We start from the raw sequence: 14,357 nt of genomic DNA on the forward strand, positions 1-14,357 counted from the left end.
ATTTCAATACAGTGTTAAGTATGTTCTGCGACTCCTGCCGGCTGTGCCGTAAGGCATTGGAGGGCAACTTTCATGGACATCGGCCTGTTGGATGTTCTGCCGGTCGTGATCTGCGAGATCGCGCCTGTGAAGAACGAAACAGGGGACATTATCGATCTTGAATGGGTCGCGGCGAACCGGCTCATGAACGAGACCATCCTTCCGGGGGGAGGCAGCGTGGTCGGGATGCGGATCTTCGAGTTCGACCCCAACTATGAGAACTCGGAAATGGTCCGGGTGATCAAGGACGTCCTGCGCAAAGGACAGGCTATTTCTTTCATCACCAGCGAAGGCCGCGCCGCGCGCCATCTCGGCAAGGTGATGAAGACTACGGTTGTCCCCTCGCCCCGCGGCGCCGTATCACTCTCGCATGAAGTGACCGACCTGGCGATAGAACGCGATGAAGCCCAGCGTCTCTACCAGCTCGCCAAGGCCGCGTGCGATGAGTCCATGCTGGGGATCGTCGTGAGCGACGCGACCGGCAGTATCCTGTACGTCAACAAGGCCTTGTGCGACCTCTCGGAATATGCCGAGGAAGAACTGATCGGTAAGAATATCGGCATTCTGACCGGGCAAAAATCGTATCGTCCAGACCCGGAGCTTGCCCGGCAGATGGCCGCGGGCGAAAAGATTCGCCATGTCCACGAAGCGGAAACACCCCGTAAGAACGGGGGCAAGAACCGTGTCGAGATTTCTCTCTCGAGCACCAATTGGGGCGAGAACGGCGCGCCGGTCTACATTTCCTATGTCCGGGACATAAAGGAAGAACGCCAGCGCGCGCACGAATTGCGCGATGCGCTGCACCGCGCGGAACAGGCGACACGCCTGAAATCGGAATTCCTGGCCAATATGAGCCATGAAATCCGTACACCGCTGAACGGCGTGCTGGGCATGGCCCAGGTTCTGGCGAACAGCGCCCTCACCCCGGCCCAGACCGAACAGGTCGGCACGATCCTCGATTCCGGCAAGACGCTCATGTCGATCCTGAACGACATTCTGGACCTGTCGAAGATCGAAGCCGGACGCCTCGAAGTGACGCCGGTGAATACCGACCTGCGCCACAAGCTGAGCCGGATGATCAAGCTGCACCAAGCCATCGCGAACGAGCGGGGTATCCGCCTGCAGATGTTTGTCGATCCGAGCGTACCCTCGCGCCTGATGGTCGACCCGGTGCGCCTGCGCCAGTGCGTGGACAATCTCGTGTCGAACGCGATCAAGTTCACGCACGAAGGCGATGTCCTCGTCGTGGTGACGTGCGAGCCGGTCGATGAAGGCTCGAAGCGCCTTATCATCCATATTTCCGATTCCGGCTGCGGCATCCCGAAGGACAAGCTTGAGCGGATCTTTGAAACCTTCGTCCAGGCCGACGGTTCGACGACGCGCCAGTATGGCGGCACGGGACTTGGCCTGCCGATCACGCGCAAGCTGGCCCGGATGATGGGTGGCGATGTGACCGTGGCGAGCGAGGTCGGGCGCGGGTCTGTCTTTACGCTGAAGCTCGTTGCCGACACGTCGGACACGGAATGGACTGTTACCGACAACCCGGTCACGCTGCCGGCTGCAGCACCTGCCGCTCCGCGGCGGGAGGAACGGAAGAGCCTGTCAGGCACACGGGCGCTCGTGGTCGATGACAATGGCATCAACCGCCGTGTCGCCCGATCCTTCCTGCAGCATTACGGCCTTGTGATTTCAGAGGCCTGCGACGGATTCGAGGCGCTCGAGGCGCTGGCACAGGAAAAATTCGACCTTGTGCTGATGGATGTCCACATGCCGCGGCTCGACGGTGTCGAGGCCTTCCAGCGCCTGCGCGATATGGACGGCCCGAACAGGATGACCCCGGTGATCGCGCTGACGGCGGACTCGATGCGCGGCGACCGTGAGAAATTCATGGCCAAGGGCTTCGACGGCTATATTTCCAAGCCGATCGACGAGCGCTCCATGGTCACGGTCATCGGGCAGGTGCTGAGCCTGCCACTGGTCGTGGAGGACCGGCGCCGCCGCGCCTAGGCCGTCTCGCCGAAGAGTTCCCGGCCAATCAGCCAGCGGCGGATTTCGGACGTCCCTGCCCCGATCTCGTAGAGCTTCGCATCGCGGAGCAGGCGGCCGGTCGGGTATTCGCTGATATAGCCGTTGCCGCCGAGGATCTGGATGGCATCGAGCGCAAGTTTCGTCGCGGTTTCCGCTGCATAGAGGATGGCGCCAGCGGCATCCTTGCGGGTCGTCTCGCCCCGGTCGCAGGACTTGGCGACGGCATAGACATAGGCCTTGGCGGCATTCATCTGGACGTACATGTCCGCGATCTTGCCCTGGATCAGCTGGAACCCGCCGATCGACTGGCCGAATTGCTTGCGGTCGTGGATATAGGGGATCACGACATCCATACAGGCCTGCATGATGCCGGTCGGCCCGGCCGAGAGCACGGCGCGCTCATAATCGAGCCCGCTCATCAGCACACGGACACCGCCATTCAGCGGGCCCATGATGTTCTCTTCCGGAACCTCGCAATCCTCGAACACGAGTTCGCCCGTTTCCGAGCCGCGCATGCCGAGCTTGTCGAGTTTCTGGGCGACGGAAAAACCTTTCATGCCGCGCTCGATCAGGAAGGCGGTGATGCCCTTGGAGCCTGCTTCCGGCTCGGTCTTGGCATAGACAACCAGAACGTCCGCATCCGGCGCATTGGTGATCCACATCTTGGTGCCGTTCAGTACATAGCGATCGCCCTTTTTCTCGGCGCGAAGCTTCATGGAGACGACATCGGAGCCCGCCCCGCTCTCGCTCATGGCGAGCGAGCCGAGATGTTCGCCGCTCATCAGTTTGGGCAGGTAGCGCGTCTTCTGCGCATCGCTCGCCCAGCGGCGGATCTGGTTGACGCAAAGGTTTGAGTGCGCGCCATAAGACAGGCCCACCGAGGCAGAGGCGCGGGAGATTTCTTCCATCGCCACGACATGTTCGAGATAGCCGAGGCCGGTGCCGCCCCACTCCTCTTCGACCGTGATGCCCAGCAGGCCAAGCTCACCCATCTTGGGCAAGAGGTCGCGGGGAAACTTGTCGGTGCGGTCAATTTCTGCGGCGCGGGGCGCGATTTCGTTCTGGGCAAAACTTGCCACGGTTTCGCGGATCATGTCGGCGGTTTCGCCGAGATCGAAGTTCAGGGTGGGATATGCGTTCGGGATCATCGGGCCTGACTAGCAGGCCCGGCCCGGCCTGTCAGCCATCAATCCCGGCTATTGATCGCCCGGTAGAGATAGTAGACCGCCACCACGCACAGCATCGCCGAACCGAAGGCGAGAAGCGGGCCGACATAGGCCTGTTCCGGGCGGGCGAGTTCGCTTGCTGCCGGCGTCGCCATCCAGCGGCGAACGCCGTGGATGATGCCCCAGGAGCCGAGGCCGGCCAGCAATGCGTAGGGCAGCCAGCGCACCACGCCGAGCGAGGGCTCATCGAATTCGGCGTCTTCGTCGGCCGGCTCGAGGTCGTCCCAGATCGATCCTGCCGGCGGCAGCACCGGCTCGGTCAGTTCCAGCGGTTCCGCCGGAAGGGGCGGCGTCACGCGGGCGGTCCGGCGGCGGTCATAGGCCGGCGGCTCTTCAGCGGCGGTGTCGTCGGCCGTCTCGGGTTCGGCCAGCGCGGAAACCGCCTTGGTGATCTCGTCGACTGTTGGCTCGTCGGAAGGTGCGGTCACCGGTCCGGCGGCCTCGTCTTCCTGAAGGATTCTTGAAATCCGCTCGGACACAGCACGGGCCGCCGCCTGCGGCGCGGATTCGCCCTGGTCGGCGCGGGAGGGCCGGGTCAGGTCGCCATCGGTCCGGGCCTCGATTACGACCGGGCGTTCCGGCGAAATCATCCAGGCCGCATGCGGATCAAATTCCGGCCGCAGCATGGCCCCCGGCACAGCGACACGGCCCGACGGATGCTCAAGGAACAGCGCCTTTTCCGCGGCCCGACGGCGCACCAGCGCATCGACCACGCGGACTTCGCCATCGACCCGGCCCTTGCGCCAGGCTGACATCGCGTCGGCCGCCTGCAGGCGCTCTCCACTGTTCAGCAGCGCGAACACGCTGGAGCCGAGGAACGCCTCTTCCCCCAGATTGAAGGCGAAGGAGACAAGCGCATCGAATTCGTTTTGCGACAGAGGCGCCAGCACGCGCGCGGCAATCAGCGCTTCCACCTTGCGCAGGTCATGATGGCGCAGCAGCAGGTCTGCATCGGCGCGCGAAATCCTGAGACCGGCGCGGGCACTGTCCGTGTGGCCGTAGCCGATGATCCATTTTCCGTTCGGCAGCTTTGCAGCACGCGCGCGGAAGCCTTCGAAACTCCTGATGAGTCCGAGCCCGGCGTCCGAAGTTCGCATGCTGAGGGCCAAGCGGATGGCTCCCGTAATGAGACAGTTAACAATTACCTAGGCCTGCAAGCTGCAAATGGCGCGCCCATTCACCCTGCACGCGAGAATCCGCTGAAATCTGGCGGATTTACAAGAGGATGAGCGTCGCCAGCCCGAGAAAACTGAAGAACGCCATCACGTCGGTCAGAGTCAGCACGAAGACTGACGAGGCCACTGCCGGGTCCGCACCAAGCTTCTTCAGCCCGAGCGGCACCAGGATACCAGAGAGACCGGCCCAGAGGAACGTCACCAGCATCGCGGTCGCAATCACCAGCGAGAGTTTCACATCGTGGAACCAGAGCATGGCGATCACGCCGACCCCGATGGCGAACAAAACCCCGTTCACGACCCCGGTCAGCACTTCGCGCAGGATCGCCCGCCGGGCCGCGGCGCCGTCCAGCTGCCGCTCAGCGATGGCGCGCACCGCGACCACCAGTCCCTGGCTGCCGGCATTGCCGCCCAGCGCAGCAACGACGGGCATCAGGATGGCTAACGCGACGATCGTGTCGATGGTATTTTCGAAGAGGGAAATGATGGCCGACGCGATGAAAGCGGTCAGCAGGTTGACCGCCAGCCATGGCGCCCGCGCCCGCACGGAATCCCAAACCGTGTCCGACCCGTCGGCCGAGGTCACGTTGAGCAGCGAGAGCAGGTCTTCGGCGGCCTCTTCCTGCATGACGTCGACCATGTCGTCGACCGTAATCATGCCGACGAGGCGCCCTGCCCCATCTTTCACCGGCGCGGAGGCCAGCGAGTATTTCTGGAACTGGAAGGCGACCTCTTCCTGGTCCATGTCCGTTCGGATGTCCGACAGGGGATCTGTCATGATGTCGGCGAGCTGCACGTCGCGCGGCGTGCGAAGCAGTGTGGCCAGCTGGACGACGCCCATGAGCCGGTGGGCCGGGTCGATCACATAGATCTCGTAGAAGATCTCCGGCAGCTCCTCGCCGAGGCTTCGTGCATGGTCGATCGTGTGGCCGACGGTCCAGTATTCCGGCACGGCCACGAATTCCGTCTGCATGAGACGGCCGGCCGATTCCTCTTCATAGGCGAGGCCGCGCTCCAGCTGGGCCCGGTCGAAGGGTTCGAGGTCTTCGAGGATGCGCTCGCGGCGGTCATCCTCAAGGTCTTCCAGGATGACCGTGGCATCGTCGGAATCGAGTTCATCGAGAGCCATCGCAACGGCCGTGTCCGGCAGGACGTCGACGGCCTCTTCCCGGTAGGAGTCGCGCAGCTCGATCAGGATGTCGGGCGGCAGTTCCCCGCCCAGCAGCTCGACCGCTTCGGAGAAGGTGTCGAACGACAGGGCTTCCAGCAGGTCAGCCGCATCGGCCGGGTGCATCCGCTGCAGCGTGCGCGCCAGCCAGCGCGTATCCTTCTCATCGACGGCGTCGATGAGGTCATCCAGCAGGGCCGGATCGACATTCGGCGCTTCCTGCGCCGGATGGGAGGGCTGAAAGTCCGTCTCGCTCATGGCGCCTGTCTTGCCGGGGTTGCCCTGCGGGGGCAAGGGGGCGGCCTACAACGGAAGGGAGAATGCCTGAGACACGAAGCGGAGTGAGCAGCCCTGAGCCTGTTTCATCGCGAACGCAGTGAGCGGGAAACATCAAGGATTCATTCGATTGCTAAAATCGATCCACTGGATCGATTTTTGGCGCAGAGCGCCACTGCAAGTGAGCAGCCCTGAGCCTGTTTCATCGCGAACGCAGTGAGTGGGAAACATCAAGGATTCATTCGATTGCTAAAATCGATCCACTGGATCGATTTTTGGCGCAGAGCGCCACCGCAATCGAATGGTGCGGTCGAGAGGACTCGAACCTCCACGGGTTGCCCCACAGCGACCTCAACGCTGCGCGTCTACCAATTCCGCCACGACCGCACGTATCTCATTCGAGGCAGACGCGCCGTATAAGGCCCGGCTGGCGCTTTGTGAAGTCCCGAATGCATCCTATATGCGCTGCGATGACAGACATGCCTTTCTCCGTCGAATGGGCCGTTTCGGATGGCCTTGTTCCCTATGAAGCGGCCGTGCAATTCATGGAGGCGCGGGCCCGCGCGATCCGCGAGGAGGGGGCGCCGGAACTGGTGTGGTTCCTGGAGCATCCGCCGCTTTACACCTCCGGCACATCGGCCAAGGCGGAAGACCTGCGCGATCCCGCGCGCTTCCCCGTCTTCGATGCCGGGCGCGGCGGCCAATACACCTATCACGGCCCCGGCCAGCGGGTGGCTTATGTGATGCTGGACGTCGGCGCCCGCGGCCGCGACGTCCGCGCTTTCGTTCAGAACCTCGAGGCCTGGATCATCCGCGCCCTTGCCAGTTTCAACATCGAGGGCGGGCCGCGCGAGGGCCGGGTCGGCGTCTGGGTGGACCGGACGCGAGCCGGCGGGCCGCTGCGCGAGGACAAGATCGCCGCCATCGGCGTGCGCCTGAAGCGCTGGGTGAGTTTCCACGGCATCAGCTTCAACGTGGAGCCGGACCTGGAGCACTTCTCAGGCATTACGCCCTGCGGCATTGCCGACCCGCGCTATGGCGTCACCAGCCTCGCCGATCTCGGCATTCCCGCCTCCATGGCGGATGCGGACATCGCCCTGCGGGAGGCGTTCGAGGAGACGTTTGCCAGCACGCTGGTGCCCGTCCCCTGCCCGCTTCAGCTGACGGCGTAACCGGGCGGCAAGTCTTCTTCGCCCTGCGCGACGTCGCTGCCGGTCTTGAACTTGCCGACGCCGCCATTCGGGATGCGGGCAACGTAGAGCAGCGTCCAGAACATCACGAAAAGTGAGCAGATTGCCCAGATCGGCGTGGCGAGGCCGAAGCCGGCGCCGGCCGCCATTTCCCGTTCGCTGGGCGGCGGCCCCTGGCGGCGCTGTTGCGGCGGGCCTTTCCTGGCCTGCTTGGCTTTGGCGTCCTTGGTTTCCTTTGCCTCGGCGTCCTTGGAGTCAGCGGCGGCGGCACCGTCCGCGGTGGCTTCCGGCGTTTCCACCTGTTGCGTGACCGCAGGCTTCGGCGCGTGCATGGCTTCGTACTGCTTGATGCCACCCTGCGCCCCAAGGATGAAACCGACCAAGGCTAGTGTCAGCGGGATCAGCACGATCATCGCCCAGAGCGGCGACTTGTTCGCCTCGTTGAAGCGCCGCACATGCGCGATCCAGGACGTCACCTCGGTTACAATGGTGAAGACGAAGAAGGGCAGCAGCAGTTCCGGAACCGGCAGCGCCAGCGCTTTCACCGGCTTCCACAGGCCGCCAAGGTCGGCCCCGGCCAGCGAGGCAAGGAAAACCGCAAACACCGGCACGATGAACAGCAGAACCCGGCCAAGGAACATGAAGGTCCAGGCGCGGGTGAAATGCAGCTTCGGGCTGGACCCGAGCGGATTGAACAGCACCTGCATCCAGTTCATCTCGTGCGGATTGTCGCGGGCATCGCGGATCCACGGGCGGTGCGGATCAATGGCCGTCGGGTCGAGGGGGGCGTGATGCATCAGGGGTGCCTTTCAGGGGGGTCAGGACAGCTTGCCCGGACCCGTTGCGGGCCCGTGCGTATTCGGGTTCGGATCGGATTTCAGCTTGCCGCCGATCAGGGCGAACAGGCCGGCATTGACGAGCAGGCTGATCAGTTTCGGCAGGGCCGACTGGCGCTCGACTTCGGGGCCATGCACTTCCAGCGCCTTCATCATGCCCTCGAAATCGCCGGATATGGCGATACCCTGGATTTGGGTGATGGTCTCGTAGGCCTTCGGGGCGAGCACCGGAATCAGCAGATTGATCACCACCGAGCCGACCACCACCGAGACCAGCCAGATCACGAGGACCAGCCAGGCGGTCAGCCCGGCATCGTGCAGGCGCTTGCCGATCACGCAGACATAGGCCCAGGCGAGGAAAGGCTGCACGAAGTTGAAGGTGGGCGACAGGAACGTCGCAGCGACCTGCACGATGATCGAGGCGCCCGTCAGCAGGATCAGGCCGCGCAGGAAGTCGCGCGGGCCGATACGGCCTTTCGGGCTGAAGAGGACATAAGCGATGTCCATGGGCGACGATCTCCGGGTCTTAACAGACGCTTTGGCTGCGTCTTATCAATAAACGATAAATTCACGCAAGAAAAAAGAGCCGGGACGTGCAGCCCCGGCTCTCCTTCCTGCCCTGAAAGGGCGTCTGCCGTCAGGCAAACACGTCAGCAGCGCCGGCGCCCGGATCCAGCGGATCGGGACCGTACTTGTTCGGGCCCTTGGTGCCGGGGATGCAGGCAATCACGATCTGGGCGATCGAAGCGAGCATGCCGATCACCGGGATCAGGCTGGCGATGAACAGGCCGAGATAGATCCAGCCGGTCTGGTTGATGTCATGCAGGCGGCGCACGAACAAGGCGATGCTGGGGATGACCACGGCAAGGCCATAGATGGCGATGACACCGATAAGCACCATGCCGATCGGAGAGACTTCCTCAGTCTGCATGTTCATGCCGCCGAGGCCGAAGAAGAGAACGGCCCAGATGGCGGTGATGATGATGTTGAACAGGGCAACCCACCAGTATTCCGAGCGCCGCGAACGGCCCTGGAAGTCGGTGTAGCGTTTGAAGAACATTTTTACGGCTTCGGGAAAGCTGACCATGAATGGCTCCTTGAGAATGAGAGGCGGCACTCCCTTGCCGCCCGGAATTGCATTTCAGAAATCAGGCCGTTGCCGGCCCGTACTGGTTGTCGTTCGGGTCTGATTTGAACAGGCTCATCACGAAGCCCATGATGCCGGTAACGATGGCATTCGACAGGATGTTCGGGATCAGCTGGGCCTGGGCCATCTTCTTGGACTGCTCCATGGCATAGGCCATGATCGCCCCTGCATCGCCGGAAGACTGGAGGTCTTCCATTTCGCTCATCATCTGTTCCTGCATCTCGGCGGAATTGATGCCGAAGACGCCCAGCAGCAGCATGCTCACCACCATGGACACGATGATGAACAGGACGACCATTGCCAGCGTCAGCCAGCCGGTCTTTCCAGCATCATGGAAACGCTTCACGAAAATGGCGATCCATGGCCAGAGAAGCAGGATGCCGGCGAAACCGATGAACGGCGACACATAGGCCGCCACGGCCGACAGCACCGCCCCGACCACGAAGAGCGTGATCGCACCCCGCCAGAACGTGGGCTGATTGATCCGCCCGTTCGGGCTCAAATAAAGTTCCATGGCAGTCTCTCCCTCACGATGAGCCATTCGACGGGCAGAGTATGCCGCCCCTCAGTGGCACCCGGATGACTGGCGACCCGCCCGCACACCCGGTTCCCTGCGGCAGGATAGCGCAGCAATTTGGTTATCGGTAGGTTAATTCAGCCCTCAGGCGAACTCGACCATGATTTCGTCGGCTGCCACGCTATCGCCCGCGCTGACATTGATCGATTTTACCGTTCCGGTTGCTTCAGCCCTGATAATGTTCTGCATTTTCATGGCTTCGACGACACAGACGGCTTCGCCTTCCTGCACTTCCTGGCCGAGCGTCACATCGACGGACACAACCAGACCAGGCATTGGAGAGATAATCAACTTAGACGTGTCCGGCTTCGGTTTCTCCGGCAGGCGGGCATGGAAATCGGCGACCTGCGGCGTGCAGACCAGCGCGCGCAGGGCAACGCCGCGGTGGCGGAACACATAGCCTTCCGTCCGGTCGGCGAACTTCACCGCGAACGGCTTGCCGTCGAGCGTGCCTTCCACGAGATGCTGGCCGGGATGCCAGTCGGTCTCGAGACTGTGCGGCTTGCCGCCATTGATGGTGATTTCGGCAGTTCCGTCGTCTCCGAGGTCGAGCGTGACCGGGTGCTGGCCATCGCCAAGGATGACGATCCAGTCGCGGCGCGCTTCCGGCAGCGGGGTCATCCGTCCGGACGTCATTGCCGCCCGGCGCGAGAACAGCCCGTGCACATAAGCCGCCGCACAGATCAGCTGGGTTTCCTGCAGCTTGGTCGGCGCCACGCCATGGAAGCCCTCAGGGAATTCGTCCTTGATATAGGCCGTCGTGATGTTGCCGGAGCGGAAGCGCTTTTCGTCCATCACCGCGGCGATGAAGGGAATATTGTCCTGGATGCCTTCGATGTGGAACCGGTCCAGCGCCTCGCCATGCACGTCGAGCGCGGTGTTGCGGTCCTTGCCGTGCGTGATCAGCTTGGCGATCATCGGGTCGTAGAACATGGAGATTTCGTCGCCCTCGCGGACGCCCGAATCCATGCGCACTTCGCCCTTTCCCAGCTTGCCTTCCGCCGGCGGATGGAAGCGCTTCAGGCGCCCGATGGACGGCAGGAAGTTGCGGTACGGGTCTTCCGCGTACACACGGCTTTCCACGGCCCAGCCATTGATGCCGATATCCGACTGCTTGATCTTCAGCTTCTCGCCGGCCGCGACGCGCAGCATCTGCTCGACCAGGTCGACGCCGGTGATCATTTCGGTCACCGGGTGCTCCACCTGCAGGCGGGTGTTCATTTCAAGGAAGTAGAAGCCCTTGTCCTTGCCGGACACGACGAACTCCACCGTGCCGGCGCTGTCATAATTGACGGCCTTGGCCAGCGCGACGGCCTGTTCGCCCATCTTCTTGCGGGTTTCCGGATCGAGCAGCAGGGCGCTTCCTCGATGACCTTCTGGTTGCGGCGCTGGATCGAGCACTCACGCTCGTTCAGGTAAATGCAGTTACCGTGCTTGTCGCCCAGCACCCGGATCTCGATGGCGCGGCTCAAGAATGAACTTCTCGATGAAGACGCGGTCGTCGCCGAAGGAGCTTTTCGCTTCCGCCTTCACGGCCGGGAAGCCTTCCTGAACGTCTCCTTGTCATTATAGGCGACGCGATCAGCCCAGCCGCTGCCGCCGGCCGAGGCCTTGATCATCACCGGATAGCCGATCTCCTTCGAGATCTTCACCGCTTCCGCCGTATCCTCGATCAGGCCCATATGGCCCGGCACCGTGGAGACGCCCGCCTCGGCGGCGAGCTTCTTGGAGCTGATCTTGTCGCCCATCGCGTCGATGGCGAAGGCGTTGGGGCCGATCCAGCCGATCCCCTCTTCTTCCAGTCTTTTTGCAAAGCCCGGATTCTCCGACAGGAAGCCGAAGCCCGGATGGATCGCCTCGGCGCCGGTCGCTTTCACGGCGGCGATGATCTTGTCCGCCATGAGGTAAGACTGTGCCGCCGGCGAAGGCCCGATATGCACCGCCTCATCCGCCATCTCCACCGCCATCGACCCGGCATCGGCGTCGGAATAGACGACCACCGTTTGCACGCCCATACGGCGGCAGGTCTTGATGACGCGGACAGCGATTTCGCCCCGGTTGGCAATCAGGATCTTCTTGAACATGTGTCGCGGCAGCCCCTGTAAATGTTTCAGCTTCGCGGAGTTACGCCGGGTGCTGCGGCTTGTCCACAGATGACATAGCGGCAAATGGGCTTGACTTTGGTCGCACATTTATGTAAGTGATTGCTCACTTATAAAAGATGGAGGCCGGAATGGCCGTGGTGCGGATCGACATAGACCAGTTAGAGCAGGAAGGCCTGATCGGGCCGGACCTTGCCCGCCTGATTGCCCAGCGGGCACAGCCGGATGGCAGGTCCGGCCTGTTCGTGAACCTCGCCCTTATCCTGGGCGCCCTCGCCGTCGCGACCGGGGCGATTGCGCTGGTTCCGAACGCGACGACCGGCCTTGTCCTTGCGTTAGTCGCCATCGGCCTTGCCGAAGGGTTGCGGCGCATGGCACCCGGTGCATCGCTGAAAGTTCTTTCGGCGGGCCTTGCCCTGATGGGTGTTCTCGGCCTCGCCGGCTGGGTCGGCTGGGAATACCGGGACATGGACGAGGCGACGATGCCTGCCCTGCTCATCACGATGATCCTGGGTGCGGGCGCCGGCTGGTTCCGGTCGGGCTTCCTCACCGCGATGGCCGTCCTTGCGCTCGGCGCCGTGTTCGGCACTGGCACCGGCTACTGGCATGCCTGCTATGGCCTGTTCGTGGAGCAGCCGGCCATCACGATCGGCGTATTCGGCGCCCTCGCAGCGGCGCTGTATGCGGCCCGCGAGCGGGTTGCGGCGGCCTGGGCGGGTCTTGCCACGATTGCCGCCCGCACGGCTTTCTTTCTCGCCAATTTCGGCTTCTGGGTCGGCTCGCTCTGGGGCGACGACCTCGGCGAACGCTACCGCTACAGCGAGGGCCAGAGCTGGGAAGACTGGCGCGCCGCGACCACGCACATTCCCGAAGCCGCGTTCTCGATCGGCTGGCCTATCCTTCTGCTCGGCGTGATGCTGAAGGCACGGCGCGGCGGCTTCCTGTCGGTCACGGCCACCGTGTTCCTCGCCATCCACGCTTACACGCAGTATTTCGAGACTTTTGGGGCCGAGCCGGAAACCCTGCTCGTCGGCGGCTTCGCCCTCATCGGCCTTGCGGTACTGGGCGTGCGCTTCCTGAAACGGGAAGTGACGACGGCCTAGGCGTCGTTGCCTTCGATCTTCTCCTCGAAGGCGCGCACCCGCGCGGTCAGCGAGACAAGGAACGCCGTCGACCAGCTGATGAGCAGGAACCCGTTGATCGATTCCGCGACACCCAGCAGGCGCCATTCGTGGCTCAGCACGACGTCGCCAAAGCCCACCGTGGTGAACGTGGAGGTCGAGAAATAGAGCGCGGTTTCGACCTGGTGCAGCTCGCCCAGAGCCATGTAGACGAAGGCATATAGCCAGATCTGGACCGAATGCAGCGCGAACAGGCTGAACACAACGGCCAGGATGGAAACCCCCTGCATCAGGGTTGAGGAATGCTTGCCGGGATGTACCCGCGGATGCCGCAACAGGGCCGTGAGGCCGACAAGGCCGGCAAAATGGACGGAAAACGTCACCGCGACCATCACACTTGCGACGAGCAGGTTGAGAAGCACAAACATCCCCGGCAACTCCCAAAGGCATGCCTGCCTAACAGGCAGGCATTGCGCTTTCGTTGACGCCTCTCAAATCGGCCCTCACAAGAGCGCATCGATATAACCCGGGAGGATGGGACATGGCTGACCTCAAGGATCTCGCCGGACGCAAGGCGCTCGTCACCGGCTCGGCGACAGGTCTCGGGCGGTCGATCGCACTGAAGCTCGCCGAACGCGGCGCGGACGTCATCATCAACTGCACGAAATCGGTGACCGACGCAGAACAGACCGTTGCCGACGCCCAGGCCCTCGGTGCGCAGGCGCGGCTGGTCCAGGCCGACGTCTCGACCGAAGAGGGCTGCCGGACGCTCGCCGAGGCGGCCGGTCTCTGGGGCCGCCTCGACATCCTCGTCAATAATGCCGGCATCACCCGCCATGCCCGCGATCATGCCGACCTCGACGCCCTGTCCCGGCAGGATTTTCTCGACATCTATGCGGTCAATGTCGCCGGCCCCTTCCTGATGATGCAGGCCTGCAAGCCACTCCTGGTCAAATCGCATGAGGAAACCGGCCGGGCAGCGGCGGTGCTGAACGTCTCATCGATCGCCGGCGTAACCGGCGTCGGATCCTCGGTCGCCTATGCCGCCTCAAAGGGCGCGTTCAACACGATGACCCTGTCGCTCGCCCGCGCCCTCGCCCCGGCCATCAGGGTAAATGCGATCTGCCCCGGTTTCATCGGCACGCGCTGGTTCAAGGACCAGATGGGCGCCGAACAGTACAGGAAGATGGAAGCAGGCGTCGCCGCGTCGGTGCCCCTTCACGTGGCCAGCGGCCCCGACGACATTGCAGATTCGGCCGTTTTCTTCTGCTCCGATGCGAGTCGGCATGTGACCGGCGAAACGCTGCTTGTGGATGCCGGTATGCACCTCGGATATGCGCCTCTCGTGGCCCGTTAGGAATATTGCAGCGCACAAAGCTGAGGCATGACCCGCTTCCGCTGCTCAAAAGGGCGGCGTTCGATCCACCGGGACCAATATCAAACTTTTTTTAAGTCTTCGCCGGGCGCAAGCC

The 14,357-nt window shown here is 63.1% G+C and carries 13 protein-coding genes, 1 tRNA gene and 1 pseudogene; 4 read left to right on the top strand and 11 right to left on the bottom strand.

All coding sequences use genetic code 11. The features are described from left to right. The first annotated feature begins 72 nt into the window (after positions 1–72). Positions 73–2,046, top strand: coding sequence for an ATP-binding protein (locus R3C13_RS02445; RefSeq protein ID WP_371309205.1), 1,974 nt, complete (start codon positions 73–75; stop codon positions 2,044–2,046). On the opposite strand, the gene R3C13_RS02450 is transcribed toward R3C13_RS02445, so the two are convergent. The 4 genes from R3C13_RS02450 to R3C13_RS02465 all read right to left on the bottom strand — a co-directional run bounded on the left by R3C13_RS02450 (position 2,043) and on the right by R3C13_RS02465 (position 6,299). Beyond that, entirely contained in the window at positions 2,043–3,215 is a 1,173-nt protein-coding gene (locus R3C13_RS02450; protein ID WP_371309206.1) for an isovaleryl-CoA dehydrogenase, read from the bottom strand. The two genes, R3C13_RS02445 and R3C13_RS02450, sit on opposite strands and share 4 nt — an antisense overlap. 38 nt (positions 3,216–3,253) lie before the next feature. Continuing rightward, positions 3,254–4,402 (bottom strand): glycoside hydrolase family protein, encoded by a 1,149-nt coding sequence (locus R3C13_RS02455; protein ID WP_371309207.1) that lies wholly within the window; start codon positions 4,400–4,402, stop codon positions 3,254–3,256. 106 nt (positions 4,403–4,508) lie between these two features. Further along, positions 4,509–5,894, bottom strand: coding sequence for a magnesium transporter (gene mgtE / locus R3C13_RS02460; protein WP_371309208.1), 1,386 nt, complete (start codon positions 5,892–5,894; stop codon positions 4,509–4,511). 320 nt (positions 5,895–6,214) lie between these two features. Beyond that, positions 6,215–6,299, bottom strand: a tRNA-Leu gene (locus tag R3C13_RS02465). 83 nt (positions 6,300–6,382) lie between these two features. Between R3C13_RS02465 and lipB the strand changes: the two genes are divergently transcribed. Next, positions 6,383–7,084 (top strand): lipoyl(octanoyl) transferase LipB, encoded by a 702-nt coding sequence (lipB, locus tag R3C13_RS02470; protein ID WP_371309209.1) that lies wholly within the window; start codon positions 6,383–6,385, stop codon positions 7,082–7,084. On the opposite strand, the gene R3C13_RS02475 is transcribed toward lipB, so the two are convergent. The 6 genes and pseudogenes from R3C13_RS02475 to R3C13_RS02500 all read right to left on the bottom strand — a co-directional run. Further along, a complete protein-coding gene (locus R3C13_RS02475; protein WP_371309210.1) occupies positions 7,069–7,899 on the bottom strand; it encodes a hypothetical protein in 831 nt (276 codons plus the stop codon). The genes lipB and R3C13_RS02475 overlap by 16 nt on opposite strands. A gap of 21 nt (positions 7,900–7,920) precedes the next feature. Next, positions 7,921–8,445, bottom strand: coding sequence for a hypothetical protein (locus R3C13_RS02480; RefSeq protein ID WP_371309211.1), 525 nt, complete (start codon positions 8,443–8,445; stop codon positions 7,921–7,923). A 130-nt stretch (positions 8,446–8,575) separates the two neighbouring features. Beyond that, the gene (locus R3C13_RS02485) at positions 8,576–9,025 is read right to left on the bottom strand and encodes a DUF805 domain-containing protein (RefSeq protein WP_371309212.1); all 450 of its coding nucleotides are present in this window, start codon (positions 9,023–9,025) and stop codon (positions 8,576–8,578) included. 61 nt (positions 9,026–9,086) lie between these two features. After that, entirely contained in the window at positions 9,087–9,599 is a 513-nt protein-coding gene (locus tag R3C13_RS02490) for a DUF805 domain-containing protein (protein WP_371309213.1), read from the bottom strand. A gap of 147 nt (positions 9,600–9,746) precedes the next feature. Further along, positions 9,747–10,844, bottom strand: a complete 1,098-nt coding sequence (locus tag R3C13_RS02495) for a biotin/lipoyl-containing protein (protein ID WP_371309635.1) — start codon at positions 10,842–10,844, stop codon at positions 9,747–9,749. Continuing rightward, positions 10,839–11,854 (bottom strand): annotated as a pseudogene (locus tag R3C13_RS02500) (biotin carboxylase N-terminal domain-containing protein); the annotation flags it as partial. The pseudogene R3C13_RS02500 and the gene R3C13_RS02495, both read right to left, overlap by 6 nt. A 41-nt stretch (positions 11,855–11,895) precedes the next feature. On the opposite strand from R3C13_RS02500, the gene R3C13_RS02505 reads away from it, so the two are divergent. Further along, the gene (locus R3C13_RS02505) at positions 11,896–12,867 is read left to right on the top strand and encodes a hypothetical protein (protein WP_371309214.1); all 972 of its coding nucleotides are present in this window, start codon (positions 11,896–11,898) and stop codon (positions 12,865–12,867) included. Here the strand turns inward: R3C13_RS02505 and R3C13_RS02510 are convergent. Continuing rightward, on the bottom strand, positions 12,864–13,313 hold the full coding sequence (locus tag R3C13_RS02510) for an ion channel (protein ID WP_371309215.1): 450 nt from the start codon (positions 13,311–13,313) through the stop codon (positions 12,864–12,866). The genes R3C13_RS02505 and R3C13_RS02510 overlap by 4 nt on opposite strands. 113 nt (positions 13,314–13,426) lie before the next feature. Between R3C13_RS02510 and R3C13_RS02515 the strand changes: the two genes are divergently transcribed. After that, positions 13,427–14,242 carry an SDR family NAD(P)-dependent oxidoreductase gene (locus tag R3C13_RS02515; protein WP_371309216.1) on the top strand — a complete coding sequence of 272 codons (816 nt, stop codon included), beginning with the start codon at positions 13,427–13,429 and terminating at the stop codon, positions 14,240–14,242. The last annotated feature ends 115 nt before the right edge of the window (positions 14,243–14,357 follow it).

The sequence above is a fragment of the Hyphomonas sp. genome, assembly GCF_041398385.1.
Lineage (GTDB): Bacteria > Pseudomonadota > Alphaproteobacteria > Caulobacterales > Hyphomonadaceae > Hyphomonas.